The 26,580-nt window shown below is 71.4% G+C and carries 22 protein-coding genes and 1 pseudogene; 12 read left to right on the forward strand and 11 right to left on the reverse strand.

Going from position 1 to position 26,580, the window contains the following annotated elements; genetic code table 11:
* Window positions 1-39: 39 nt before the first annotated feature.
* The 6 genes from ABFX46_RS00565 to ABFX46_RS00590 all read right to left on the reverse strand — a co-directional run bounded on the left by ABFX46_RS00565 (window position 40) and on the right by ABFX46_RS00590 (window position 4,689).
* Window positions 40-381 (reverse strand): DUF742 domain-containing protein, encoded by a 342-nt coding sequence (locus tag ABFX46_RS00565; protein ID WP_346039340.1) that lies wholly within the window; start codon window positions 379-381, stop codon window positions 40-42.
* Window positions 378-821, reverse strand: coding sequence for a roadblock/LC7 domain-containing protein (locus ABFX46_RS00570; protein ID WP_346039341.1), 444 nt, complete (start codon window positions 819-821; stop codon window positions 378-380). The genes ABFX46_RS00565 and ABFX46_RS00570 overlap by 4 nt, the downstream gene beginning before the upstream one ends.
* The gene (locus ABFX46_RS00575; RefSeq protein ID WP_346039342.1) at window positions 818-1,984 is read right to left on the reverse strand and encodes a sensor histidine kinase; all 1,167 of its coding nucleotides are present in this window, start codon (window positions 1,982-1,984) and stop codon (window positions 818-820) included. The genes ABFX46_RS00570 and ABFX46_RS00575 overlap by 4 nt, the downstream gene beginning before the upstream one ends.
* A gap of 281 nt (window positions 1,985-2,265) precedes the next feature.
* Window positions 2,266-3,114: a M23 family metallopeptidase gene (locus ABFX46_RS00580; RefSeq protein WP_346039343.1), complete on the reverse strand. Its 849-nt coding sequence runs from the start codon at window positions 3,112-3,114 to the stop codon at window positions 2,266-2,268.
* 43 nt (window positions 3,115-3,157) lie between these two features.
* Window positions 3,158-3,658, reverse strand: a complete 501-nt coding sequence (locus tag ABFX46_RS00585) for an ArsR/SmtB family transcription factor (RefSeq protein ID WP_346039344.1) — start codon at window positions 3,656-3,658, stop codon at window positions 3,158-3,160.
* Between the two features lie 44 nt (window positions 3,659-3,702).
* Complete coding sequence (locus ABFX46_RS00590) at window positions 3,703-4,689, reverse strand: patatin-like phospholipase family protein (protein ID WP_346039345.1); 987 nt, start codon at window positions 4,687-4,689, stop codon at window positions 3,703-3,705.
* Window positions 4,690-5,004: 315 nt separating this feature from the next.
* Between ABFX46_RS00590 and ABFX46_RS00595 the strand changes: the two genes are divergently transcribed.
* The 6 genes from ABFX46_RS00595 (at window position 5,005) to ABFX46_RS00620 (ending at window position 15,139) form a co-directional block, all read left to right on the forward strand.
* Window positions 5,005-8,211, forward strand: coding sequence for a glycosyl hydrolase 115 family protein (locus tag ABFX46_RS00595; protein WP_346039346.1), 3,207 nt, complete (start codon window positions 5,005-5,007; stop codon window positions 8,209-8,211).
* Entirely contained in the window at window positions 8,208-9,593 is a 1,386-nt protein-coding gene (locus ABFX46_RS00600) for a glycoside hydrolase family 10 protein (protein WP_346039347.1), read from the forward strand. Before ABFX46_RS00595 ends, ABFX46_RS00600 begins: the two co-directional genes overlap by 4 nt.
* A gap of 156 nt (window positions 9,594-9,749) precedes the next feature.
* The gene (locus ABFX46_RS00605) at window positions 9,750-11,531 is read left to right on the forward strand and encodes a glycoside hydrolase family 15 protein (protein ID WP_428831208.1); all 1,782 of its coding nucleotides are present in this window, start codon (window positions 9,750-9,752) and stop codon (window positions 11,529-11,531) included.
* A 22-nt stretch (window positions 11,532-11,553) separates the two neighbouring features.
* The gene (locus ABFX46_RS00610) at window positions 11,554-12,606 is read left to right on the forward strand and encodes a glucose 1-dehydrogenase (protein ID WP_346039349.1); all 1,053 of its coding nucleotides are present in this window, start codon (window positions 11,554-11,556) and stop codon (window positions 12,604-12,606) included.
* Window positions 12,607-12,734: 128 nt separating this feature from the next.
* On the forward strand, window positions 12,735-13,691 hold the full coding sequence (locus ABFX46_RS00615; protein ID WP_346039350.1) for a DUF5954 family protein: 957 nt from the start codon (window positions 12,735-12,737) through the stop codon (window positions 13,689-13,691).
* A gap of 140 nt (window positions 13,692-13,831) precedes the next feature.
* Window positions 13,832-15,139, forward strand: a complete 1,308-nt coding sequence (locus tag ABFX46_RS00620) for a phosphodiester glycosidase family protein (protein ID WP_346039351.1) — start codon at window positions 13,832-13,834, stop codon at window positions 15,137-15,139.
* Window positions 15,140-15,204: 65 nt separating this feature from the next.
* Here ABFX46_RS00620 and ABFX46_RS00625 read toward each other — a convergent pair whose 3' ends face one another.
* Together ABFX46_RS00625 and folE are read right to left on the reverse strand one after the other, a co-directional pair.
* On the reverse strand, window positions 15,205-16,425 hold the full coding sequence (locus ABFX46_RS00625) for an NAD(P)/FAD-dependent oxidoreductase (protein WP_346039352.1): 1,221 nt from the start codon (window positions 16,423-16,425) through the stop codon (window positions 15,205-15,207).
* A 47-nt stretch (window positions 16,426-16,472) separates the two neighbouring features.
* Window positions 16,473-17,090 carry a GTP cyclohydrolase I FolE gene (folE, locus tag ABFX46_RS00630; protein ID WP_131944106.1) on the reverse strand — a complete coding sequence of 206 codons (618 nt, stop codon included), beginning with the start codon at window positions 17,088-17,090 and terminating at the stop codon, window positions 16,473-16,475.
* Between the two features lie 180 nt (window positions 17,091-17,270).
* On the opposite strand from folE, the pseudogene ABFX46_RS00635 reads away from it, so the two are divergent.
* The 5 genes and pseudogenes from ABFX46_RS00635 to ABFX46_RS00655 all read left to right on the forward strand — a co-directional run.
* Window positions 17,271-17,534, forward strand: a pseudogene (locus ABFX46_RS00635) (DUF2397 family protein); the annotation flags it as partial.
* Window positions 17,535-17,855: 321 nt separating this feature from the next.
* A complete protein-coding gene (locus ABFX46_RS00640; RefSeq protein ID WP_346039998.1) occupies window positions 17,856-18,002 on the forward strand; it encodes a hypothetical protein in 147 nt (48 codons plus the stop codon).
* Between the two features lie 352 nt (window positions 18,003-18,354).
* Entirely contained in the window at window positions 18,355-18,735 is a 381-nt protein-coding gene (locus tag ABFX46_RS00645; RefSeq protein WP_346039353.1) for a DUF2399 domain-containing protein, read from the forward strand.
* Window positions 18,736-18,762: 27 nt separating this feature from the next.
* A complete protein-coding gene (locus tag ABFX46_RS00650) occupies window positions 18,763-19,065 on the forward strand; it encodes a hypothetical protein (RefSeq protein WP_346039354.1) in 303 nt (100 codons plus the stop codon).
* Window positions 19,066-19,079: 14 nt separating this feature from the next.
* Window positions 19,080-19,682, forward strand: a complete 603-nt coding sequence (locus ABFX46_RS00655; RefSeq protein ID WP_346039355.1) for an SEC-C domain-containing protein — start codon at window positions 19,080-19,082, stop codon at window positions 19,680-19,682.
* A gap of 3 nt (window positions 19,683-19,685) precedes the next feature.
* On the opposite strand, the gene ABFX46_RS00660 is transcribed toward ABFX46_RS00655, so the two are convergent.
* Both ABFX46_RS00660 and ABFX46_RS00665 read right to left on the reverse strand, forming a co-directional pair.
* Entirely contained in the window at window positions 19,686-20,018 is a 333-nt protein-coding gene (locus tag ABFX46_RS00660; RefSeq protein ID WP_346039356.1) for an OST-HTH/LOTUS domain-containing protein, read from the reverse strand.
* 467 nt (window positions 20,019-20,485) lie between these two features.
* Window positions 20,486-23,257 carry an ATP-dependent helicase gene (locus tag ABFX46_RS00665; protein ID WP_346039357.1) on the reverse strand — a complete coding sequence of 924 codons (2,772 nt, stop codon included), beginning with the start codon at window positions 23,255-23,257 and terminating at the stop codon, window positions 20,486-20,488.
* A 154-nt stretch (window positions 23,258-23,411) separates the two neighbouring features.
* On the opposite strand from ABFX46_RS00665, the gene ABFX46_RS00670 reads away from it, so the two are divergent.
* Window positions 23,412-25,019 (forward strand): N-6 DNA methylase, encoded by a 1,608-nt coding sequence (locus ABFX46_RS00670; RefSeq protein ID WP_346039358.1) that lies wholly within the window; start codon window positions 23,412-23,414, stop codon window positions 25,017-25,019.
* 6 nt (window positions 25,020-25,025) lie between these two features.
* On the opposite strand, the gene ABFX46_RS00675 is transcribed toward ABFX46_RS00670, so the two are convergent.
* The gene (locus ABFX46_RS00675; protein ID WP_346039359.1) at window positions 25,026-26,564 is read right to left on the reverse strand and encodes a serine/threonine-protein kinase; all 1,539 of its coding nucleotides are present in this window, start codon (window positions 26,562-26,564) and stop codon (window positions 25,026-25,028) included.
* Between the last annotated feature and the right edge of the window lie 16 nt (window positions 26,565-26,580).

Consider the following 26,580-nt stretch of genomic DNA (forward strand, 5'->3'; position numbering starts at 1 on the left):
CCGCGGCGCGGCGGGACGCCGGGCCGCGGCCCGGACGGGTCAGGCGAGCTCGCGTAGACCATCGATCACTCTTTCCAGGACGTGCGGGTCGTACGGCGAGGCGCCCTCCGCGAGGATCTCGATCCGGTCGCCGGCGGCCAGGTCGGCGAGCAGGACGCGGGTCACTCCGAGCGGCACCCCGCAGTGCGCGGACAGTTCGGCGACCGACTCGGCGACGGCGTGCACCCGCTCGTACAGCGCCCTCGCCTCGGGCAGCAGCCGCTCGGCGAACGCCGCGTCGTAGCCGCCGCCGGAGACCAGGGTGTGCACCAGCAGGTGGCGGCGGCCGCGCGTCCGTCCCCCGGTCAGCACGTAGGGCCGCACCCACGGGTTGGCGCTCATGACGTCGCCCGCTCGGTCATGCGGCGCAGGTCGTCGCGCATCTGCGGGGTGAGGACGTGCCCGACGGCGTGCACGAACTTGGTCATCTCGTGCGCGACGCCGCCGAGGTTCGCGCCCTCGCCGACCAGGACGACGAGGCCGGCGAGGTGCCCGATGCCCATGAACAGCAGGTGCCCGGACGCGAACTTCAGCATGACCTGGTCGCAGCCGCCCGCGCCGACGTGCTTGGCGATGTTGTTGCCGAGGCTGATCATGCCGCTGGTCAGCGCGGCCATCGGGTCGACGAACTCCGACGGCATCGGGCCGGACTGGACGAGCGCGAGGCCGTCCGAGGACACGATGAGCGCCAGCGTGACGCCGGGGGTGGCGGAGGCGAACTGCTCCAGCAGCCAGCCGAAGTCCTGGGGGCCCTTGGGCCCGGTGGCGGCGATGCTCGTCACTGCCGTCCTTCCTCCCGTCCGCCCGCGGCGGGCTCGTCTGCGTCACGGCGCGTCCCGGCGGTGAAGGCGTCCAGGTCGGCGGCGAACGAGCCGGCGCCGGACGCCGGCGGAGGCGCGCCGTCCGCTGCCGCGCCCGGGACCGGTGCGGGGTCCCGGCCGGCCGGGCGCAGGCTCGCGCGCTCCCGCCGCGGCAGCCCGCCGAGGTCGGCCGCGCTCCCCGCGTCGGCGGCGGTCGCGTCGACGGGCGCGGCCGGGGCCGCGGCCGGGCTCTCCGCGCCGCGCGCCATGGCGAGGTGCGCCATCCCCGCGAACGCGTCGCCGGCGCGCGAGCCGGCGGAGGCGGCGGGCTCGTCCGCCGGGATCTCGCAGAGGAGCGCGGGCGGAACGGTCACCATCGCGACGGTCCCGGCCGCCCGGGCCGCGAGCCGGACGCCGATGCCGTGCCTGCGCGCGAGCCGGTGCACCACGGGGAAGCCGGTGGACCGGGCGGTCTCCCCCGTCATCGGCGGCACGGATCCGGCGAGCGTCGAGTTCAGCGCGTCCAGCTGGATGGGCGATATGCCGATGCCGGAGTCCTCGATCCGGATCATCACGCCGCCGTCGTCGAGCAGCCGGGCGCTGACGGTCACGTTCCCCGGCGAGTAGCGGGTGGCGTTGTCCAGCAACGCGGCGACGAGCGAGGCGAGGTCCTCCGCCGCGTAGGCGGGGACGGCGAGGTCGACCACGCGCAGGATCGAGACCTGCCGGTACTGCTCGATGGACGATTCGGCCATCCGCACGACGTCCAGCAGGGAGGTGTCCGGGCCGGAGAGCGCCTCGCCGTCCCGGCCGGCGAGCACCCGCAGGTCGCGGGCGGCGCGCCGCATCCGGGTCACGCCGTGGTCGATCGTGTAGAGGGCCTCCAGGCGGTCCGGGTCCTCCTCGCTCTCCTCCAGCAGGTCCATCGCCGGGCGCATCTTCTCCGCGAGGACGAGGAACTGCAGGCAGAATCGTTCGCACAGCTCCGGCCATGTGTCCGGATCGCTCAGCGGACCGGGAATCATGACGTCCGGAACGGCCATTCGCGGCGCGGACGAAATGGGCGCCGGAACGGGCTCGCGGTAATCGGGCGGGACGTGGACGGCCGGATATCCGGCCGCCGACCTGCGCCTCCACCAGCTCACCGGCGCGCCTCGGCCGGTAACGGGGATGCGTCGACGTCCCGGCCGATCCGGCGTTTCCTCACAGCGGCCTCTCCACCTGGGCGCGAGCAGCGGGCAGCACGGCAGGGGCGCGGTGGGGGCGAGCGGGAATCGCCGTCTGCCGGGGCACCGGTAAGAGTGGCACAACGGTGGACGACGATCAACGCATTCGGGCGACCTGAGCGTTATATACGGCAAAAAGTGAAATCACACGTTTGCACGTTCTACCGGTCACCCGAATGCGAAATCCGCAGGTGGCGCGGTCAGCGGCCGGGCGCCGGCGAGTCCGCGCCCGTGGCGGTGAACGGAGCGCGGGCGCTGGGGACGCCGATCTCCGTCCGGCCGCCGCTCTCGTAGGGGAAGGCGAAGGGGATGCCCGCGGCGGCGAGCGGGCCGGGGCGGTCCATGAGGTGGAAGTGCAGGTGGGGCTCGGAGGTGTTGCCGGAGTTGCCGACCTCGCCGAGCACGTCGCCCGCCCGGACGCGGTCGCCCTTCGCCACCCGGACGGAGCCGCGGCGCAGGTGCGCGAACACCGCGTACACGCCGCCGCCCAGGTCGAGGGTGACGGAGTTGCCGACGACGAACCGGCCGCCCGACAGCGTCAGCAGCGAGAGGAGCTGGCGGAAGAGCATGCCCTCGACCAGCAGGTAGAGGAAGGCGGGCCAGGAGTTCCGGCTCCAGTGGTCGCGCTGCCGGCCGCTCGCCTGGACGACGACGCCGTCGGCGGGCGCGAGGACGTCCTGCCCGAACGCCGGGAACGTCTCCGGACGCGCCGCGAGCGGCCACCGGCGGAGCGGGGTCCACGGCCGTCCGGGATCGGGCACGTGGACGAGGTCGATCGCGTACGTCTGGCCCAGCTCGTGCGTCCCGTGGCTGGGCACCTTGTCGGCGGGGCTGTTGACCGCCGCCCAGCGGCCCCGCACCGGGCTGCGCACCACGACCGGCTCGCGGTCCGGGACGCCGCCGGGCACGAAGAACAGCACGACCCCCGCGACGATCAGGACGAGCCCGGCCCACCAGACCGCGCCGACGCCGTACAGGGGTTCGGTGAAGCACACCAGCAGTCCGAGCAGCAGGAGCACCGTCCGGAAGCGGGCGATCGTCCTGAGCATCTCTCTCCTTCGATCGGGATCGGTCGGCGGGCCGCCCCGCCCATCAGCGGCGCGCCGCAGCGAGGACGGTGAGCAGCGGCACCACCCGCTCGCCCGGGACGCTGTACTGCCCGCGCGCGGTGGTGCGCAGCCAGCCGGCGGCGACGAGCTGCCGCAGGTGGTGGTAGAGCTGGCCGGTCGTGCCGAGGCGTTCGTGGGCGGCCAGCTCGGCGGTGGTCCGGGCGCCCTGGAGGATCTCGCGGAGCAGCAGCAGCCGCACCGGATGCGCCAGCGCGCTCAGCGTCTCGGCGGCCCGCGACCAGTCGTCCGCCAGCAGGTCGTCCACCGGGTGGCCCTGCTGCCACTCGTAGTGCTCGCCGGCCGGCAGCGTCACCGAGCCGGTGAACAGCACGCCGCCGGGGTCGGCGACGCGGTCCTTCAGCCCGTCCAGCGCCCAGAAGGCGCCGTCGGGGCGCTCCTGCTCGGCGGCGGGACCAGGCCCTTCCAGCCGGGCCACCCGCTCCTCCAGGCGCGCGACGCGTTCCGCCAGGGTCTCCTCAGCCACGACTCCAATACTACGTAATTACGTAAAAGCAGCAAATCACCTGGTCAGTGCGGTGACGGCCGGGGACGGTACCGCGCCAGGTAGGCGTCGTAGTCCCAGTGGTCCAGGAAGCGGGCGGCGGCCTCGCGTCCGGCGGCGTAGAGGCGGTCGCGGGCCGGCGCGTCCAGGTCGAAGTCGGTCGCGAGGACGCCGCCGGTGCGGGCGAACATCGTGCGGGCCACGATGGACGGCTCGTCCATCTGAACCCGGTCGTGCGCCTCCGCCATCGTGGAGACCAGTGCCCGCCCGTAGCCGAGGGGGCCGCGCACGCCGCGCCACTGCCGGAACAGGCCGGGCTGCGGGCGCGCGGACAGTTTCACGCCGAACGTCGGCCAGCGGGGCTCGCGGTCCTCCCGGTCGAAGATGGTGATCGGGTAGTTGGACAGCATGCCGCCGTCCACCTGCACGCACCTGCGGCCGTCCTCGCGGCAGATGCGGCACGGCCGGAAGAAGACGGGGATGGACGCCGAGGCGCGCACCGCGTCCGCGACCGGCTGGTCGTCGGCGTCGAGGCCGTAGCGCCCGTACTCCCACGGCAGGCGCACCATGCGCCCGCTGCTGATGTCGGAGACGACGACCACGAGTTTGTAGGCGTGCTCGGGCGGCAGCGCCGAATCGGGGTCGTGCAGCTTGAGCTGGCCGAACGTCTCGACGCCGCAGTCGCGCAGCCGCGCGGCGACCCAGCGGTGCAGCGCGTCGCCCTTGTGCAGCCCGAGGGTGGTGAGCAGCGACAGGCCGCGGACGACGGCGAACCGGCAGCCGTCCTGGAACGAGCGGTAGTCCACGCCGCGCATGACCCGGACCATCTCCGGGACGGGCATCCCGGCGGCCAGCAGCGACCCGACGATGGCGCCGGCCGACGTGCCCGCGATGCGCGCCGGCGCACCGAGCCGGTAGCCGCGCGCCTCCATTTCCGCGATCGCGCCGACCAGCGCGATGCCCTTCACGCCGCCGCCCTCCAGGACGAGGTCGGCGCGGCGGTCCATGGTCATCCCTCTTCCTCCCGCCCAAGGCGCGGTGCTGTTCGGCAGAGGAACGAGAAGGCCCCCGGACACGGGTTCCGCTTGCCTTCCTGAATGATGCCCAGCCGGGCAGTCGTTCATCGCGGATCGGCGTTGGTCTCCGAAAAATTTCGGAGCGATGATCACGCTTCCGAGCCGTCTCGCGGTGTTCCGTCTCGTGGCGTTCTGACCACTGAAAGCCGATGGAAACGGTTGACGGTAGGGACGCTTGGGGTTATTTTCCAGTCTACTCTCGAAAAGATATCGAAACATTTCGAGGTCGCTCCCCCACTGAGGAGACCGCCGATGGGCAGATCCCCGCGGACGTGGAAAGTCCTCCTGACCCTGGTCCCGACCGTCGTCGCCTTCACCGCCATGCCCGCCACCGCGATGGCCGCCGCCGGGCCCGCGGGCCACGGAAAGCCCCGCCCCGGCGACCCGGCGTCCTACATCTCCTTCCGCGACGGGCGCGGGTACTTCCCGCTCGTCGAGCACGGCAGGGCCGCGCCGCTGGTGGTCAGCGGCGCCGACTTCCCCGGCGTCGTGCGCGCCGTCGGCGACCTCCAGGCCGACGTCGAGCGCGTGACCGGCGTGAAACCGCGGGTCGCGCAGGCCGTCGATGCCGTGGAAGGCAGGGCGCCGTCCGGGCGGGACGTCGTCATCGTCGGAACGATCGGCCGGAGCCCGCTCATCAACGACCTCGTCTCGTCCGGGAAGCTCGACGTGAAGGGCATCGCGGGCAAGTGGGAGACGACCCTCGAACAGGTCGTGGAGCACCCCATGCCGGGCGTGCGCCGCGCGTTCGTGATCGCCGGCAGCGACCAGCGCGGGACGATCTACGGCGCGTACGACGTCTCGAAGAACATCGGCGTCTCGCCCTGGTACTTCTGGGACGACGTCCCGTCGCCCCACCGGCGCGCGCTCTATGTGAAGCCGGGCCGGCACACCCAGGGCACGCCCGCGGTGAAGTACCGGGGCTTCTTCATCAACGACGAGAATCCGGCGCTGAACCGGTGGGCGCCGAAGTTCTTCGGGAACGGCAAGGCGCCCGGTCATCCGAACGGCTTCAACCACGAGTTCTACGCCAAGATCTTCGAGACGATGCTCCGGCTGAAGGCCAACTACCTGTGGCCGGCGGTCTGGGGGCGGGCGTTCGCCGAGGACGATCCGCTGAACCACGCGACCGCGAAGAAGTACGGCGTGGTCATGGGGACGTCCCACGAGGCGCCGATGATGCGCGGCATCGAGGAGTGGAACCGGCACGCCGTCCCAGCCCAGCGGGATGCGGACGGCACCATCGTGAAGCCGGGCCACGACCCGTACGGCGGCACCGGCGAATGGAGCTACCGCCGGAACGCCGCCGCCATCGAGAAGTACTGGAGAGACGGCGTCCAGCGGATGGTCGACGAGGACTTCGAGGGCGTCGTCACGCTCGGCATGCGCGGGAACGGCGACGTCGGCCTCCCGGACGGCGACGGCATCGAGCTGATGCAGCACATCATCGCCAAGGAGCGCGAGATCCTCGGCGACGTCACCGGCAAGGACCCGGCCGCGACCCCGCAGGTGTGGACGCTCTACAAGGAGGTCCAGCGGTACTGGGACCGGGGGCTGCGCGTGCCCGACGACGTCACGGTCGTCTTCACCGACGACAACTGGGGCAACATGCGCAAGATGCCCGACCGGAGCCTGCCGGCGCGCAGCGGCGGCTACGGGCTCTACTACCACTTCGACTACGTCGGCGGCGGCCGCAACTACAAGTGGGTCGACACCGCGCAGCTCGGCAACACCTGGGAGCAGTTGCACCAGTCGTACCAGTACGGCATCCGCAACCTGTGGGGGGCGAACGTCGGCGACATGAAGAACGACGAGCTGCCGCTCCAGTTCTTCCTCGACTACGCGTGGAACCCCGACAAGTGGCCGCTGCGGAAACTCAGGGAATGGGAGCGGCAGTACGCCGCGCAGAACTTCGGCACCGAGCACGCGGACGAGATCGCGGACGTCCTCGACACGTACGGGAACCTCCAGGCCCTGCGCAAGCCGGAACTGCTGAACCGCCGCATCACCGTCGACCCGGGCAAGGACCTGTCCACCGACTCCAGCGCGGTCGTCTACGACGACGAGCAGACGCCGTTCTACCTGAACCAGTACAGGGAAATGGCCACCGTCACCGCCCGCTGGAAGCGCCTGGCGGCCCACGCGGAACGGATACGCGAGCAACTGCCCGAGGCGTACCAGGACGCCTACTACCAGCTCGTCTACTACCAGGTGAAGGCGACCGCGAACCTGTACGAACTGCGGGACGCCGAGTTCACCAACATCCTGTACGCGCAGCAGGGGCGGGCCGCCACCAACGAGTACGCCGATCTCGCCGAGGCCCGGTTCGCCGACGACCAGGCGATGGCGAACCACTACAACACCGAACTCGCCGGCGGGAAATGGGACGGCTTCCAGAGCCAGCCGCACATCGGCTACGGCGATGTCGAGCGGTACGGCCCGAACGCGCCCTGGCAGCAGCCGGAGCGCGACAACGTGGCCCTGCCGGACGAGATCTTCCCCAAGCTCCAGCGGATCGACGTCCCCGCCGGCTCCGACATGGGCGTCGCCATCGACGGCTCCGACGAGTGGTGGCCGAAGGCGAAGTCCGAGGCCGTCCTGCCGGAGTTCAGCCCCTACCAGAGCGGCCCCGCGCAGTACATCGAGGTGTTCAACCGCGGGTCCGACCCGTTCCAGTACACGATCTCCCCCGCCGAGCCCTGGGTGCGGGTCACCCATGACCGGGGGCAGGTCGACGAGCAGATCCGCGCCACGGTGTGGATCGACTGGTCACGCGCCCCCAAGGGGACCAGCCGCGTGCCCATCGACATCTCCGGTCCGGACGGCCGCACCGTGACCGTCCAGGCCGTCGTGAAGAAGCCGACCTCGTACCGGGCGCACGGTTTCGTCGAGGCCGGCGGCTACGTCTCCATGAACGCCGACCATTACAGCCGCGCGACCGACACGGCGGCGGCGCAGTGGAAGCGCGTCCCCGGAATCGGCCGGACGGACGCCGGAATGGAACCGTTCCCCGTCACCGCCCCCAGCCAGCCGCCCGGCGAGGGCCCGCGCCTCGAATACGACATGACGCTGACCACCACCGGCCCGGTGAAGGTCTGGGTCTACATGTCGCCGAGGAACAGCGTCCTTTCCACCGACGGCCTGAAATACGCCGTCTCGATCGACGACGAGCAACCGCAGGTCGTGAACGCGACGGCTCGGACCGGCGCGAACGACACCACCATGAACAAGCAGTGGGAGCGGAACACGTCCGACAACGTGAACCGCACCGCCACGACCCACACCATCACCGAATCGGGGACGCACACCCTGAGGCTCTGGATGGTCGACCCCACGGTCGTCGTGCAGAAGATCGTGGTCGACACCGGAGGGCTCAGGACCTCTTATCTCGGGCCCCCGGAAAGCCGGCGGGCCGGGTTTCGCTCAACCCCCACCCTTCTAGGAGGAACGAAACCATGAGAAAGGCACTCACCGCAGTGCTGGGAGCGGTGTCACTGCTCCTCGCGATGCTGGTGGCCGTGGCGCTTCCCGCGTCGGCGGCCCCCGGCACGCTCGGAGAGGCGGCCGCCGCCAAGGGCCGCGTCTTCGGAACCGCGGCCGCCCAGGGCCACATGGGCGAGTCGGCGTACGTCTCCACGCTCGACCGCGAGTTCAACCAGCTCACGCCCGAGAACGAGATGAAGTGGGACACCACCGAGCCGTCCCGCGACTCGTTCAACTTCAGCGCGGCCGACCAGCTCGTCAGCCACGCGCAGGCGCACAGCATGAAGATCCGCGGGCACACGCTGGTGTGGCACAACCAACTGCCCGGCTGGGTCAGCAGCATCTCGTCGCGCGACGACCTGCTCAGCGTGATGCGCAACCACATCGCGAAGGAGGCCGGCCACTTCGCCGGGAAGATCAACTACTGGGACGTGGTGAACGAGGCGTTCCAGGACGGGTCCGGCGCCCGCCGCGACTCGGTCTTCCAGCGGGTCATCGGCGACGGCTACATCGAGGAGGCGTTCCGGGCCGCGCGCCAAGCCGACCCCAATGCCAAGCTCTGCTACAACGACTACAACATCGACGGCCAGAACGCGAAGAGCAATGCCGTCTATAACATGGTGAAGGACTTCAAGGCCCGCGGTGTCCCGATCGACTGCGTCGGGCTCCAGGCGCACCTGACGCTGGGCAACGTCCCGTCCGACATGCAGGCCAACATGGAGCGGTTCGCGGCGCTGGGCGTGGACGTCCACATCACCGAGCTCGACATCCGCATGAACACCCCGGCGGACAGCTCCAAGCTCGCCACCCAGGCGAACGACTACAAGAAGGTCGTCTCCGCCTGCCTCGCCGTGTCGCGCTGCACCGTCATCACCGTGTGGGGCATCACCGACAAGTACTCGTGGGTCCCCGACACGTTCCCCGGTGAGGGCGCCGCGCTGCTCTTCGACGACAACTACAACAAGAAGCCCGCGTACGACGCGACGCTCGAAGCCCTCGGCGGCACCTCCGACGGCGGCGGGGACGACGGCGGCGGCGACAACGGCGGCGACGACGGCACCGTCACCTGCGCGTACACCCGCACCGCGCAGTGGAACAACGGCTTCAACGGCCAGGTCACCATCACCGCCGGCAGCAGCGCCGTGAGTTCCTGGACGGTCGTCATGACCCTGAACTCCGGCCAGACGATCGCCGCCCTCTGGAACGGCAGCGCCAGCACCAGCGGCAACGTCGTCACGGTCAAGCCGGTCGGCTGGAACTCGAACCTGGCGCCGGGCGGTTCGGCGTCGTTCGGCTTCACCGCGAACGCGCCGAGCGGCAACGTCTCCAACCCGTCCATCACCTGCAGCACACCCTGACAAGGGCCCGTACCGGCACGGCGGCAGCTCCCAGGCCGCCGTGCCGGTCCGTTTCCGGAGCCGTTCCCCGGAATCTCTGACGGCCGGGACATACATGCACTATCACGGGTAGGTCGAAGTAAGCCGCGGCCAACAGTGAGGATGCGCGTCTTGGCACTGAGGATCGAGGACTACGGACTGCTCGGGGACACGCAGACGGCGGCGCTGGTCGGCAGGGACGGATCGGTCGACTGGCTGTGCCTGCCGAGGTTCGACTCGCCCGCCTGCTTCGCCGCGCTGCTCGGCGACGAGCGGGCGGGGTTCTGGCGGCTCGCGCCCGCGTCCGGCGGGCTGTGCACGCGGCGCCGGTACCGCGGCGACACGCTGATCCTGGAGAGCGAGTGGGACACCCCGGACGGCACCGTCCGGGTCATCGACTTCATGCCGCCGCGCGGCGAGGCCGCCGACATCGTCCGGATCGTGGAGGGCGTCAGCGGGCGCGTCCCCATGCACACCGAGCTGCGGCTGCGGTTCGACTACGGCCGGATCGTCCCGTGGGTGCGGCACCGCGAGGGCGAGCGCAACGCGATCGCGGGCCCGGACGCGGCCTGGCTGAACACGCCCGTCGCGCTGGAGGGCCGCAACCTCGCCACCTACGGCGACTTCAGTGTGTCGGCGGGCCGGCGGGTGCCGTTCGTGCTCACCTACAATCCGTCGCACCTGCCCCGCCCGAAGTCGGTCGAGCCCGAGCGGGCGCTCACCGAGACCGAGGCGTTCTGGTCCGACTGGATGCGGAGCTACACCTACGAGGGACGCTGGGACGAGGCCGTCCGCCGGTCGCTGATCACGCTGAAGGCGCTCACCTACGCGCCGACCGGCGGCATCGTCGCCGCCGCGACCACGTCGCTGCCCGAGCAGCTCGGCGGGCCGCGCAACTGGGACTACCGGTTCTGCTGGCTGCGGGACGCGACGTTCACGCTGCAGGCGCTGCTCGGCACCGGGTTCGCCGCCGAGGCGAAGGCGTGGCGCGAATGGCTGCTGCGCGCGGTCGCCGGCGACCCCGCCGACCTGCAGATCATGTACGGCATCGACGGCACCCGGCGGCTCACCGAGTTCACGCTGGACTGGCTGCCCGGATACGAGGGGTCGGCGCCGGTCCGGGTCGGCAACGCCGCGTCCGACCAGTTCCAGCTCGACACGTGGGGCGAGGTCCTGGACGGCCTGCACCTCGCGCGGACCGCCCGCATCGAGACGGACGAGAACGTCTGGGAGATGCAGCTCGCCCTGATGGACTTCCTCGAAGGGCACTGGAGCGACCCCGACAACAGCCTGTGGGAGGTGCGCGGCGACCGGCGGCACTTCGTCCACTCCAAGGTGCTCGCGTGGGCCGGCGTCGACCGCATGGTGCAGGGCGTCGAGCAGTACGGCCTGGCCGGGCCGGTCGACCAGTGGAAGGCGCTGCGGCAGGAGATCCACGACGACGTGTGCGCGAAGGGGTTCGACTCCGACCGGGGCACGTTCACCCAGTTCTACGGCTCGCGGGGGCTGGACGCGGCGCTGCTGCTCATCCCGCAGGTCGGGTTCCTGCCGTGGAGCGACCCCCGGGTGGTCGGCACGGTCGACGAGGTGCAGCGCGAGCTGTACCGGGACGGGTTCATGCTCCGCTACGACACCGGCGCCGACGGCGGCGTGGACGGCCTGCCGGGCGACGAGGGCTCGTTCCTGGCCTGCACGTTCTGGCTCGCGGACGCGCTGCACGGCATCGGCCGCACCGAGGAGGCGACCGACCTGTTCGAGCGGCTGCTCGGCCTGCGCAACGACCTCGGCCTGCTCAGCGAGGAGTACGACACGGCCACCGGGAGGCAGATCGGCAACACCCCGCAGGCGTACTCGCACGTCGGACTCGTCAACACCGCGCGGCATCTGAGCGGCACCCGTCCCGCCGTCCGCCGGTCCTGACCGCTGGAGAAGGAGAGACCCTATGCGCGCCTTGACCGTCGTCCCGGAGAAGGGCGGCTCGCTGGCCGTCTCCGACGTCCCCGACCCGGAGCCCGGGGAGAACGACCTGCTGGTCGACGGGCTCGCGGTCGGGGTGTGCGGCACCGACCGGGAGATCGCCGCCGGCGACTACGGCTGGGCGCCGCCGGGGCACGAGCGGCTGGTCATCGGGCACGAGTCGCTCGGCCGGGTGCGGGAGGCGCCGCCCGGCAGCGGCTTCGCCCCCGGCGACCTCGTCGTCGGCGTCGTCCGGCGCCCGGACCCGGAGCCGTGCGGGGCGTGCGCGCACGGCGAGTTCGACATGTGCCGCAACGGCCGGTACACCGAGCGCGGCATCAAGGAGATCGACGGGTACGCGAGCCGGGCGTGGCGGGTCGAGGCCGACTACGCGGTGAAGCTGGACCCGCGCCTGGCCGAGGTCGGCGTGCTGATGGAGCCCACCACGGTCGTCGCGAAGGCGTGGGACCAGATCGAGAAGGTCGGCGCGCGGGCCTGGTTCGAGCCGCGCCGGGTGCTGGTGACGGGCGCCGGGCCGATCGGGCTGCTCGCGGCGATGCTGGGCGCGCAGCGCGGGCTGGACGTGCACGTCCTCGACCGGGTGGCGGACGGTCCGAAGCCGCGGCTCGTCGCCGACCTCGGCGCGACCTACCACCACGAGGGCCTGGAGAAGGCGGTCGAGGGCTGCGAGCCGGACGTGGTGATCGAGGCGACCGGGGTGTCGCAGCTGGTGTTCGGCGCGATGGCGAACAACGCCGCCTACGGGATCGTGTGCCTGACCGGGGTGTCGCCGACCGGCCGCATGCTCCAGATCGACGCGGGCGGCCTCAACCGCGACATCGTGCTGGAGAACGACGCGATCATCGGGTCGGTCAACGCGAACCTCGGCCACTACGCCGCCGCCGCGCGGTCCCTGGCGGAGGCCGACCTGGACTGGCTCGGCCGGCTCATCTCGCGGCGCGTCCCGCTGGAGCGCTACGCGGACGCCTTCACCCCGCACCCGGACGACGTGAAGGTCGTCATCGACCTGGACGGCTGACCCCGGGAAAGGCGCCGCATTTATTCTCCCGAATAAAGGCGGATAATTGCGGGCAATGGGGGCACGCCCGGCACGGGAATGCGGGGAAAGGCGTGCGCGGGAACCGGGCGCGCGGCCAGGATGCGGGCATGACCTTCGCGTTGATGCGCGGGTACGACCACATCAACGTGGTCGCCCGCCTCGATCCGGTCGCGGCGGTGCGCGACCGGGAACTCGGCGAGCGCATTCTGCGCTACCCGAAGATCTACTCCATCGGCTCCCCCGAATTCGGCCACGCGGTGCAGACCGGAGACGAGTGGCGCATCGGCTCGCTGGGGGCGGACGATCCGACGGCCGCCCGGTACAACCTCGCCATCGACCTGCGGACCGCCGCCGCCGGCGGCCCCGACCCCGCGACCGCCGCGGCGATGCTCGCGGCGGCGGCCCGGCTCGACCCGGAGGAGGGCGAGCAGCTCGCCAAGGACGAATGGGAGGTCGGCGACCACCGGTACCGGATCATCCGGGTGGAGCGGTTCGTCCAGTTCGGCGACCGGGTGCTGGAGCCGCCCCGCACCACCGACGCCGACCTCGCGGCGGACGGCCTGCTGCGCGACCACCCGATCGACCCGGCGGCGCCGTGCGGGCACTGGGAGGCGCAGCTGCGGCTGAACCTCGTCACTTTCATGGCGACTTCCGGCGACATTCCCGACATCGTGCGCACCGAGGCGCGCCACGCGATCCAGGCGCATCCCGGCGTCGTGGTCCTGCCGCCCACGTTCATGGTGGTGGAGCTCGCGGGCAACGGCTGGGGCCCGCTGACCGGCGGCGACACCCCCGACGACGCCCGCGACGCGCTGGCGCGGTACTTCACCGGCCGGCTGCCGAGGCTCCGCGACTTCGAGGGCGACCCCGCCTCACCGGAGGAGCTGGCCGAATGGTCCGCGATGGCGGAGCAGATCAGGGCCACGCCGGGCCACTCGTTCAGCGTCCGCGGCCGCGAGTTCCGCACCGTCCGGGTGTCGCGCATGCTCCGCCTGGGCCGCGACGGCCCGGAGTCCCCCCGCCCGTCCGACGAGGAGCACTCCGACCTCCCCGCCGACGCCTGAACAACCCACCCGGCGGCGCCGCCTGCTCGCCCGCCGTCCGTTACGTGGTCTTGCGCGAGTGTTCACTGGGCGGGGGTGGGCGGTTCGGCGGGGGCGGGTCATGATCATCTGGTTGCCGGTCGTGGGGAGGGGCGTCGCTGATGCGGTGGATCGTGGCCGGGGTGCTCGTTGCCGGGACGGTGATCGGCGGGACGGTTCCGGCGGTCGCGGAGCCGGGGCCGCCGCCGGGGGTGGACGGGGCCGGGTCCGGGGAGCGGCCGGACGCGCGGGTGCGGGCACTGCCGCCGTCAGCCGAGGTCGGGGAGGTGCGGTTCACCTCGTCCGAGCGGACCGCGCCCGGCGTCACCCTCCGGACGTTCGAGACGTCCGGCACCGGAGGGCGAGTGGTGGGCGGCCTCGTGGACGTCGATCTGCGCAGCCCGAAGGTCTCCGTCGGCCTACTGCACCCGCCGGTGGTCGCCGCGCGCCGGACGGTGTCGGCCATGGCGGACGCGCAGGGAGCGGTGGCAGGAGTCAACGGCGACTTCTTCAACGTCAGCGAGACGCATCCGGGGGTGGCGCCGACCGGGGCGTCGTCCGGCCCGGCGGTGGACGGCGGCCGTCCGCTCAAGGGCGCCGTGCCGGACGGGCAGCGGTTCGGGCCGGCGCTGCCGCCCGGGACGTCCGCCGAGGACGTCATCGGGGTCGGCACCGACCGGCGCGGGCATGTCGCACGGCTCCACTTGACCGGCACCGTCCGCGCGGGGAAGACGTCGATCGCGCTGCGCGGGCTCAACCAGTACGCGCTCCGCGTCGGGGGTGTCGGCGCGTTCGACTCGCGGTGGGGCGAGGTGTCCCGGCAGCGCGCCGTGTGCGGGACGGACGAGGCCCGCAACGCCCCGTGCAGCACGGACACCGCCGAGGTGACCGTCCGGAAGGGCGTGGTCATGGGGGTGTCCGACACGGTCGGCGCGGGCGTGATCCCGGCGGACACGACCGTGCTGGTCGGACGGGAGAAGGGCGCCGGCGCGCTGCGCCGGCTGCGGCCCGGCGACCGGGTGCGGGTGTCGTACCGGTTCACCGGGCCGGTCCGCTTCCGGTTCGCCGTCGGCGGGTTCCCGATCCTGCGGGACGGCGCGCCGCTGGACGGCCTGAGCCCGAACGGCCCGGCCCCTCGCACCGCCGCCGGGGTCAGCCGCGACGGGCGCCGCTTCTACCTCCTCGTCGCGGACGGCCGGTCGGAGCGGAGCGGCGGCCTGACCGTCGCCGAACTGGCGTCCCTCCTGGACGAGGTCGGGGCCGACGACGCCGTGAACCTCGACGGCGGCGGCTCCTCGACCCTCGTCGCGCGCGATCCCGGCGCGGCCTCGGTGTCCGTCCGCAACACCCCGTCGGACGGCACGGAACGCGCCGTCGCCAACGGCATCGGCGTGTTCCGCACCCCCACCCCCGCAAGGCAGATGCGTTGACCTGCGGCGTGTTGTTGTTATGAGGGGCGCCATAACAACAACACGCCGCAGATCAACGGGAGGGGTTAGTGGGGGGTGGTGGCGGCCAGGGCCGTTAGGTCGCCCTTGGCCAGGTCTTCGGCGGTCACGGCGGCGCGGGTGTCCACCAGTGCCTGGAGGGCGTCGCCGTGCTCCCAGGAGTTGACGTTGAGGGCCGCGGTGACGTGGCCGTCGCGGAGCCAGAACGCGATGAACTCGCGGGTGGACGGTTCTCCGCGCACCACCAGTTCGTCGGTGGCCGGGTCGGCGAGGCCCCGGTACTCGCAGCCCAGGTCGTACTGGTCGGAGAAGAAGAACGGGCTGGCGGTGTAGGGGTCGTCGGCGCCGAGCAGGGCGCCGGCCGCATGCTTGCCCTGCCGTTTGGCGTTGTCCCAGTGCTCGACCCGCACCCGGCCCTCGTAGCGGGGGTGGTCGTGGGCGGCGATGTCGCCGGCGGCGAAGATGTCGGGGGACGAAGTGCGCAGCGCCGCGTCGACGGCGACCCCGCCCGCCGCCAGCTCCAGGCCGGCCTGCTCGGCCAGCTCGATCCGGGGGACGGCGCCCACTCCGGCGACCACCACGTCGGCGGGCAGCTCGGTCCCGTCGTCCAGCAGCACCACCCGCGTGTCACCGCGGGTCTCGATGCCGGTCGCCTTGACGCCCAGCCGCAGCGTGACGCCGTGCTCGGCGTGCAGGTCGCGGAACACCGCCCCGACCTCGGTGCCGAGCACCCGCTGCAATGGCAGCGGCAGCGGGTCGGCCATGGTCACGTCCGCCCCGCGGGTGCGCGCGGCGGAGGCGACCTCGCAGCCGATCCAGCCGGCGCCGAGGATCACCACGCGGGCGTCCGCGGTCAGCTTCTCGCGCAGCGCCAGCGCGTCGTCGAGGGTGCGCACCAGGTGCGCGCCGTCGAAGCCGGGCAGGGTCCGCGGACGGGACCCGGTGGCGAGGAGCAGCCGGTCATAGCGGTGCTCGGTGCCGTCCGAGCCGACGGCGACGTGCTCGGCCGGGCGCAGCGCGGTGATCTCGGTGTCGCGGCGCAGGTCGATCCCGTGGTCGGCGTAGTGGCCCGGCTCGGCCACCCAGTCGGGCTCGTCGGTCTTGCCCACCAGGACGCCCTTGGACAGCGGCGGCAGCTCGTAGGGGTCATGGGACTCCCGTCCGAACAGCACCACCTCCCCGTCGAACCCCCGTTCCCGGAGCGCGAGGGCCGCCGACGCGCCGGCCAGCCCGGCTCCGACGATCACGATCCGCCGCGGTGTGCTCATCCTGTGCCTCCAACTCGTCATGTCTCGGTGGTCCACGGCGGGGCGCGCTACCGGCCCACGCCCGTGAGGGCCAGGAACTCCTGCCGGGACGCCGGGGCGTCCCGCAGGGTCCCCAGCAGGGTGGAGGTGACCGTCCTGGCTCCCGTGGCCTGCACCCCGCGCAGGGTCATGCAGGTGTGCTCGGCCTCGATCACGACCCCCACCCCCGCCGGGTCCAGATGGGCCTGCAGCCAGTCGGCGACCTGCTTGGTCAGCCGCTCCTGGACCTGGGGACGGCGGGCGAAGTGCTCCAGCACCCGGGCCAGCTTCGACAGCCCCAGGATCCGCCGCCCGGGCAGGTAGCCGATGTGGGCGGTGCCGACGAACGGCAGCAGATGGTGCTCGCACACCGACCGCAGCGGGATGTCGCGGGCCAGGACCAGCTCGTCGTAGCCGTCGTCGTTGGGGAAGGTCGTCAGATCGAAGGAGCGGGACGTGAACAACTCGGCGTAGGCGCGGGCCATCCGCCCGGGTGTGCCGCGCAGGCTCTCGGAGTCGGTGCCGACGCCGAGCGCCCGCAGGAACTCCCCGGCGGCCAGTTCCGCGGCCGCCAAGTCCATCTCGCCCGGCCGCCCGGTGACCCGGACGGGGGTGATCGGCGACACGGCGAGTGCGGCGACATCCATGGCAACTCCAGGATCGTAGGCGGCATCCGACCTCTATTTCACCAACAAGTTTTAGTCTTATTACCCAGATCGGTCAAGAGTGCCTGCTCAGAAAGATGCCTAGGCTGCAACAACTAGTCACGTGAGTGTTATGGAGGTCATCCTGAGCTATGCTGAGAAGCAGCCGGTTTCGGGCCATGGATGCCGCCGCGGCCGGAGCCGTCCGGGCAGGGACGGGCCGACCGGACCCAGACGTGCGGCGCAGCCCACCACCCGCATCCCTCCAGGCACCCCAATGGGGCGGTGACTGATCTGGACTCGGGGCCGGACGAACCACAGCCCTTCGCCCATCTGAGCGTGCTGAACGCGCCCCTCTACCGGGAGGTGCTGCTCGCGTTCGCGCGCGCCAAGGGGCGCTTCATCGTCCACCTGCGTCCCGAGGACGTGGCGGCCGATCTGCGCCGTGACGGCGACGAGCAGCTGGCGTCCGGCAGTGGTTCTTCGTCACCACCCGACGCATCGGCGTCGACCTCGCCCTCGTCTCGGGGCGGAGAAGACCCGGTTGGACGCGCGCCGCGCCGCCCTCGAGGCGGGGCCGGAGATGCGCGACGCCAGACGCATCAAGGAGATGGGCGAGGACGCGCAGCGCCGCGACGCCTACGCGGCGCGGCTGGAACGCGACCGCGACGGCCTGTCCGAGGAGGTCGCAACGCAGGCAGCCCCGGGCCGGGAGGGCACGGGCGCGGGTTGGCGAGGCCGAGACGTCGTTCGGCACCGTCCGGGACCGTGCGGCGGCCGCTGGCGGCGGACGCCGAGCGGGGGCCCGCGCACGCGGCGGCGATGGGCGGCTTCGAGATCCGGCGCGTGCGCAGCGCGCCACCGGTGCGCTGGCCGACGACCGCTCCCCCGCCCTCGCCGAACTGGACCGGCTGACGGCCGCGATCACCGCCGCCACGGGCCCGGCTGGAGACCGTGGCCGCCGAAGCCGAGCGGGCGCGCGGCGAAGTGCAGGCCGCCGCCGAGCGGATCGGCGCGGCGGAGGCGGAGACCCGGGCCGGTACGGCGGAGCTGCTGGACGCCTACGTCACCTGGCCGCGGTCGGCGTGCACCTGGACGAGTTTCTCCTCCACCGTCCTGTGTCTGGGCCAGCCTGGCGACGCGCACACACCTCTGGCCGCGTGCTCGCCGCCATGCGCGGCAAACCCGTGTCGCTCCCCCTCCGCCAGCTGCGCCGCCACACGTTCCCATACAGGCAGACCTCGTCCGCATCTGCGAGAACCCGGCCGTGGTGGCCGCCGCGGCCGACGCACTGAGTTCAGCGTGCCCGCCGCTTGTCTGTTGCAACGGCCGTCCGTCGACGGCGGTCTGGCGCCTGCTGGAACTCCTCGCCGAAGGCGGCGCCGAGTTCGCCTACCACGGCGACTTCAACTGGGGCGGGGCGGCGATCGCCGCCGCCGTCCACACCCGCATCGGCTGGCACCCCTGGCGCTACGACGCATCCGCCTACCTCGAGGCGACCTCGGACACGCCTCTTTCGGGTCGCCCGGTCCCGCCCCCCTGGGACCCGTCCCTGGCCATCGCGATGAAGGACCGCGCCGTCCGCGTAGAAGAGGAACAGGTCCTCACCGACCTCCTCACCGACCTCCTCACCGACCCGGCCTCCTGAGCGAACCGCCTCTTATACGGTGACCTGGTGACGGACTCCAGGCCCAAGGCGCGGCGGCTCGCCGGGGAACTCGAACGCGACGCCGCGAAGTACCCGGACGAGCGCACGGAGATCCTGCTGGAGGCGGCGACGCAGTGGTCCTTGGCGGGCGAGCCCGAACGAGCGCTGCGGATCTACGACGACGTCATCGCCATGGACGTGGGCTGGACTCCCAGTTCGCCACCGCCGAACGGATCTCCCTGCTCACCGAAATCGGCCACACCGACGAGGCCGACGCGGAGATCGCCCGGCTCAGCCGCTCGCACGTCGACCCGGGGCCGGCCGAACTGATCGCGGAATTGCTGGTGGGACAAGGACGCCTCGACGAAGCCCTCACCTGGTTCGACATCGCCTGCCAAGACCTGATGGCCGACGATGGCGAACTCGCCGATTCCAGGCTGTTCGCCCGGTCCGAACTACGGGGACGGCAGCGCGTCCGCCGAGCTCTCGGCCTCCCGCCCGACGCCGTCGACTTGCACACCGAGGACGAGCAGGGCGAGATGGCCGAACTCTTCGAGCGGCGCGAAGCCCCGGCTCTGCCGCACGCCGGCTCGTTCTTCATCCGCACCGACGTCGACCGCGCCTTCGCCGAGGGCCTCGTCCATGGCACCGCCCCCACCGATGCCTCGTCCTACTTCCGCGACGTCGAGCGCGGCTGGCGCGCCTCCATCGACGAGATCGGCGCGTCCGAACTCCGCGTCCTCCCCACGCCGGTCGACGACCTCCTCGAATACGCCGCCGCCCGCGCCCGCGACCCGAAGGACCAGCAGACCCGTACCGACCACCTCATGGACCGCATCCGCGAGGGCGCCCCCACCCTAGCCTGGCCCCCGGAACGCAGCGCCCCCTGCTGGTGCGGCTCAGGCCGCAAGTACAAGAAATGCTGCGGCTCCCCCACCAACCGCTGAGGCTCAAGCGCCGGGTTTCTTGTCCTGGTGGCGCTTGTCGCGGACGTACATGATGGCCGCCTTGCCGTCGCCGGGGCTGCGGCGGTCCAGGACGAACAGGGTCGTCGCGGCGATCAGCTCGCTCAGCTTGGCGTAGCCGTAGTTGCGGGAGTCGAACTCGGGGCGCTGCTTGGTGATGATCTGACCGACGCTGCCCAGGGCGGCCCACCCGTCCTCGTCGGACGCGGCGTCCACGGCGTTGCGGAGAAGGTTGGCGAGCGCGGTGTCCTGCTTCAACTTGGCGGGCGGCGTCGGCGGCGCCGACTTCCGCTTCGGACCGCCCTCCGGTCCGGGCAACGGTTTACGCTTGAGCCGACGGGAGCCATCCTTAGCGCGGTCCCCTTGTTTCGTCCGCCGTGACGAATTCGACGTGACCGCCCATTCCAGAGCGTCTCTGAAGAACATGCGATCGGACTTGGTGTTCTCGCTCCCCGCATACGTTATGAGCCTGAGCCCCTGCCGGGCAAGACGTTCGGTGACGCGTCGGTCTCCCGCGAGCCGGGCGGACATGACCTCGGCTCTGAGCCTCATGATCCGCTGTTGCGTTCGGGACACACGTTCGGCGCGCCCGTTGCGCCTTCCGGCGCTTCGCCGGCGCGACCTACGCCTGCGCTCGGCGCTCCGCGTCGTGAACGTGATGCGATTCTGACCAGGATCTTTCCGTTCGGCCGCCGCAAGCCGGTCCTCCCTGGCGGCCTCGGCCATCAACTTCTCCGCGCGGACTCGGTCCCAATTCATTCGGGTCACGACGAACGTCCCCCACTTCATTCGCGCGGACGGCAAATGCCAGCAAAGTCGCAGGTCGAGCAAGTCTTGCACCAGGCATCCAGCCTGGGAAGGTCGTTGTCGCGGAGGGAGCGGCCTGCCGCGGCCACGCGGGGGTTCAGGGCATTCAGCATCGTGTCGTCGACCTCTTGGCGGTGGGACCTGCCGTCCTTGTCCAGGTTGTGGATCTCCACAAGGTCGGCGTCGGCGCCGGTGAGTTCGCGGTAGCCCAGCGCGTACATGTGAAGCTGGTCGAGGGTGACGTCCTCGGTCTGGGTGCGTTCGGACGACTTGAAGTCGACGATTGAGACCTCGTCGGTGTCCAGCCGCCTGATGAGGTCGATCCGGCCGGTGACGGTGACGCCGGGCGCGGGGTGGATCTCGACGGGCTGCTCGGAGTACTCGCTCTGGTGCAGCGTCGCACCCTTCTCCCTCAGGTACCGCCGGACGGAAGCGATCGCCGCGGGACGGAGCTGGTCCCTGGCGGCCTTGTTGGCGAACGGCAGGTTGAGGTGGCGGTCGACGAGCGCCTCGGCCTCATCGAGGTCGGCGATGTCGCCCTTGATGGCGCGCTTGTGGATCTCCGCCATCATGTCGTGCAGCGACTTGCCGTAGCCGAGCTCCTTCTGCAGGGGCGAGTCGAAGCCGTAGAGCAGGCGGAGCTTGAAGGAGTACGGGCATTCGAACAGGTACTTGAGGTCCGAGAACGAGAGCACGACGTCCAAAGTTCCGTGCTTGGGGACGGGCGGCAGGCGCCGGGGGTCAGACGGGTCCTTCGTACGGGTCAGCACCCAGTCGTTGCGGGTCGCGGCGTCGAAGAACTCCGACGAGCGCCGCCCGGTCTGCTTGCCGTTCGGCGCGAAGCTGAGCATGAGGTACTTCTGCGCGCGGGTCACGGCGACGTAGAAGAGGCGCCGCTCATCGTCGATTCCGCCCTCGTAGCGGGCCGCGTTCGGCACCAGGGCTCGGTCAATGACGTGGAAGATGTTGAGCCCGCCCGCTCTGCGCATGGGGAAGGTGTTCCGGCGCAGGGCGGGGATGAAGACGGCCGGCCACTGCATGCCCTTCGCCTGGTGCACAGTCGCGATGATGACCGCGTCCGGCCGGGCGTAGCCGTTGTCGCCGTCGGACTCCTCGTAGTAGGCCGGGGCCTGGAACTCGATCCACTTCGCAAATCCCTCGAACCGGTCCCGCGGCGGGATGGTTAGGTAGATGGCCTCATAGTCGCCGATCGCGGTGGAGAACCGGCCCAGATTGTAGAAGACGATCTCGCCGCGGCTCCCGCCCCTCCCCCGCGACGGGACCGTCTCCTCCAGCAGCCCGATCTGCTCCAGGAACCGGAGGAACACGCCCTGCAAGGTGATCGAGTCGCGGGGGCGCGAGTCGTCCCAGTCGGTCGCCTCGTCGAGGACCGCCATGCCGCGGTCCAGCACGCGGTCGTCGCACCCGACGTCGGCCACGCGCCACGCCTCGCGGACCGTGTCCGCGTCCACGTAGCCGGCGATGTACCGGAAGCACGCGACGGCCGCCCTGACCTCCGGCGTATCGAACAGCTGGGTGAGCCCCTTGATGATGTAGGGGATGCCGCGGCGGCGGAACTCCTCCACCAGCGGGCCGGCGTCTCCCCGCACCGACCTGTAGAGGACCGCGAAGTCGGCGTAGCTGAGCCCGCGCTCCGGGCCGTCGGCGTCGTCCCGGAAGGGCACGCCCAGGAGCGTCTCGATCCGGTCGGCGATCCCGCGCGCCTCCTCCAACTGGTCGGAGAACTCCAGGGCGAGCAGGTCGCCGCGGTCGAACGTCTGGTGACCGGCGGCGACCATGGCCTTGCCGAGCCGGGCGGACGCCGGGATTTCCTCGATGGCAGCGCGGGCGAGCTGCGTGACGGCGGGGCTGGAGCGGAAGTTCTCGTTCAGCGTGATCCGCTTGGCGTCAGGGTGGCGGTCCTCGAAGGTCAGGATGTTGGTGACGGCGCTGCCGCGCCACTGGTAGATCGTCTGGTCGTCGTCGCCGACCACGCACAGGTCGGCCCCGTACCGGGTGAGGCCGCGGATGAGCCGCTCCTGGATGGGGTTGATGTCCTGGTACTCGTCCACGATGACGTGCCGGACGTTCTCCCGGATGTGGTGCTGGACGGCCCTCGCGGAGGCGTGCCCCTCGTCATCCTCCATGTAGTCGACCGCTCGCGCCAGGATCGCGGAGTAGTCGAAATAGTTGCGGTCGTTGAGGAGCTGCTCGTACGCGGCGAACGCCTCTGCGAGATCGGGCCTGAGCAGGTGGCGGTCGACCTCGTCCTCCCGCAGCACGGCCATGACCTGCTGGTAGAGACGCGAGTGCACCCAGCGGCGCAGCGGTTCGCGCACTCCCCTGACGCACTTGGTCGTGGCGGTCAGCCCGGACTTGGCGCTGTACTTGTCGATGAACAGCCGGGCCTGCGGATCGTTGAGAACGTTGAACTTGAACGCTTCGGGCGCCTGGCTGTGCAGGAGGTCGAGGGCGTAGCCGTGGATCGTCCCGATGAACATCTCGGCAAGGCCGAGCATCTCTCCGTACCGTTCCTTGATCCTCTTATGCACGCGCTCCGTGAGCTCCCCGGCGGCCTTCTCGGTGAAGGTGAACGCGACGATGTTCCGCGGCTGGACGTCCGGCCGGGACAGCAGGTTCACGATCCGCTGCGCGATCACCTCCGTCTTGCCCGACCCGGCGCAGGCCAGGACGAGCAGGTTGCCGACATCGGCGTTGATGGCCTCCGTTTGTGACCCCGTGAACTCCATCAGACTCTCCCCCCGTGAACAGCATGCTTCGTGTTTGACGTTCACAACAGTTCACCGTGTGGCCAGTTCTTGTCAAGTCAGTTCACAGGTTGCCTCCGTGGCTAGACACGCCAAGGCCCTTGTGTACGCTTGCGAATGTGAATGGAGTCGGGCAGTGACCAGGGACAACAGGGTGACCGCGGCCGAGATCGCCCGCACCGTCGGCGTCGGCAGAGCCGCAGTCTCCAACTGGCGGCGGCGCTACCTCGACTTCCCCAAGCCCGTCGGTGGAACGCCGTCGAGCCCTACGTTCGCCTGGGACGAGGTCGAGGCGTGGCTGAAGGCGAACGGCAGGCTGTCGCGGCCGGCCGAGCAGCCCGCGGACTCCGCCGATGACATGGCGTCACCGGCGCCGCTGGACGATTCACTGCTGGCGAGGACGGTGGCCGGCTTGGTTCCGGCCCTCGACGGCGGCCTCGTCCTCGACCCCGCATGCGGGTCGGGGTGGCTGCTGGCGTCCGTGGCGGTACCCGCGAAGGCGGACGTGGCGTTCGCCGGCCAGGACGCCGACGCCGGGGCCGTCGAGACCGCCCGCGACGGGTTCGACGATGCGGGACGCGTCCCCGCCGTGTTGAAGCAGGGCGACCCGTTCATCAGCGATTCGCTCGCCGAATTCAGGATGGGCGCGGACGCGGTCGTGTGCGCACCGCCCATCGGGGCCCAGGGGCCGTCCCGTCCGATCCCGCTCGACCGGCTGACCCTCGACCCGCGCTGGGAATTCGGCCTCCCCGCACCAGCGGACCCGGTCGGGATATGGGCACAGATCTGCTACTCCTATCTGAAACCCGGCGGAACCGCGATCCTCTTGCTGCCGGCCGCGTACACGCTCAAGGCATCGGGCCGGAGAATCCGCGCCGAACTGGTACGCAGGGGCGCGATGCACACGGTCATCGGCCTGCCCCACCGGTTCTCGCTCCGCATCAGCGGCGGCCTGCACATCTGGGTCCTGCAACGCCCGAGCGGCGCACCCGACCACCAGGTGCGAATGGTGGACCTATCGGAGGCCGACGACCTGCCGGAGAGCCGCTCCGAGTGGGCCGCGGTCTTCGACGACCCTGCAAGGACCAGGACGGTCGGCGCGATCGACCTACTGGACGACGAGGTCGCCCTCGTCCCCGCGAGGCACGTCAGGCTGCCGATGTCCGACATGGCACGCCTCCACCGGGAGACCGCGTCGGCCCTGGAGCCGATGCTGCGCCGGGTCATCGCCGAGACACCGCTGTTCCAGCCGACGACGAACAGAACCGAGCTGCCTCTGATCAGCATCAGTGAACTGCAGCGCGCCGGGGCACTGCAGATACTGGGACGGGACGCCGGAATCCGATCGGGGGACGTCGTCATTCCCGCCGACTCCCACCCGGTCGCCATCACCGGACCCGATGACCTGGACGAAGTGCATCGCCGCGGCGGCCCCGTCGAGATCATCAGATGCGACCCGGAGCAACTCGATCCCTACTTCGTCGCGGGGTTTCTGCTACCCGCAACATATGAGCGCCAAGGGACCGCCGGCTCCGGAATATCCTTGCGTTCGGCTGTGAAAAAATCCCGCGTGCCCCGGATACCGCTGTTCGAGCAGCAGCGCTACAGCGCGGCCTTCCAACGCATTTCCCGATGGACCGCGCAGTTCGATGCGGCGCGGCGGGCCGGCCAGGAACTCACCCGGTGGGCGGTCCATGGCCTGACCACGGGCGTCCTGGACCCCGACACCCCCGCCAAGCGGTGAGGACGGTCAGGGGCCGAGCCGCTCCAGCCGCTCCCTGACCCGAATCGCCGAGGGATGCTCCGGTCCGGCGTCACGGCTCAGGTCGTCGTGCAGGTCGGCCAGCGTCCGCCGCGCCGCCGCGCGATCGCCGACTTCGGCTTCCAGCTCCCCGACGCGGCGCCGCAGCTCCAGGACGCGGGGATCGTCCGCCGGCCGGACGTCGAGCTGCTCTGCGAGCAGCCCCCGCAGGAGCCGCAGCGCGAGCCCGTCGTCGCCGCGCGCACGGTCGCAGTCGGCCTCACCGAGGCGGCACTGGACGACCCGCTCGTCCTCCGCCCCGAACCGGGCGGTGAGGTCGTCACCGAGGCGCATGAAGACCCCGGCCGCCCTGGCATGGTCGCCGCCGCCGGCGAGCACGTTGGCGTAGAGCAACCGGATCTTGACGGCTTCGGGGTCGTCCACGGCGAGGGGACGGCCGCCCGGTTCGACGATCGCCTCCAGCGCCCGCGCCGCGTCGGCGTGCCGCCCGTCCCGGGCCAGCGCCGTCGCCTCCCGGCGCACCCGGCTCATCTCCGCCCTGCTCGCACGCGGCCCGCCGCCCGCCTCATCCACCGCCCGCTCCCGGGGCTTGTGCAGGACGCGGGTGAGAACGTCGGCGTACATCCGCAGCGGGCTCGCCTCCTGGTCGGCCATGCGCGGCAGCGGGTGCGCGCCCGACACGTGCGGGACGAGCCGGCGGTACACGGCGGCGGCGTCCTCGGGACGCTTCGCCGGGTCCTTGGCGAGCAGTTCGGCGACCAGGTCGCCGAGGTCGCCCGGAACGTTCGCCCGGAGCTTGCCTACCGGGATCGGCCGCGCGTTGACCTGCTGCTCCAGGATGGCGTACTCGGTGTCCCCGACGAACGGCGGCCGACCCGCGATCATCTCGTACAGGACGCAGCCCAGGGCGTACAGGTCGCTGCGCCCGGTGGCGGTCTCGGAGCGGACCTGCTCGGGCGGCATGTACAGGGCGGTCCCGATGATCGCGCCGCTGCGGGTCAGCCTGGTGACCTCCGGGTCGTGTAGCAGCGCCAGCCCGAAGTCGATGACCTTGACGGCCCCGTCCGGGCACAGGATGAGGTTGCTCGGCTTAAGGTCGCGGTGCAGGACGCCTTTGCCATGCGCGGCGGCCAGCACCGCGGCGACCTGCGCGCCGACCGCCGCCACCCATCCGAGGGGCAGCGACTCGGTCTCGGCGATGACGTCGTCCAGCCGGATGCCGTCCACGTACTCCATGACGATGAACATGCGCCGGGTCGGGGACGCGTCCTCGCTGACGCCGGCGTCGTGGATCGCGGGCGCGCCGGGGTGGCCGAGCCGCGCCATGACGCGGGCCTCCCGCAGGAACCGGCGCTCCAGTTCGGCGAGGTCTTCGGGCACGTCGCTCAGGCGGACGAGCTTCACCGCGACGCGCCGCCCGAGCACGGCGTCGAATCCGCCCCACACCTCCCCCATGCCGCCCCGTCCGAGCGGCGCCCGGTCGAGGGTGTAGCGGTCGTTGAGGACGAGGGGGCCCGGCGTTGTCACGCCGCCGACAGTACTG

The sequence above is a fragment of the Actinomadura chokoriensis genome, from assembly GCF_039529475.1.
GTDB lineage: Bacteria > Actinomycetota > Actinomycetes > Streptosporangiales > Streptosporangiaceae > Spirillospora > Spirillospora bangladeshensis.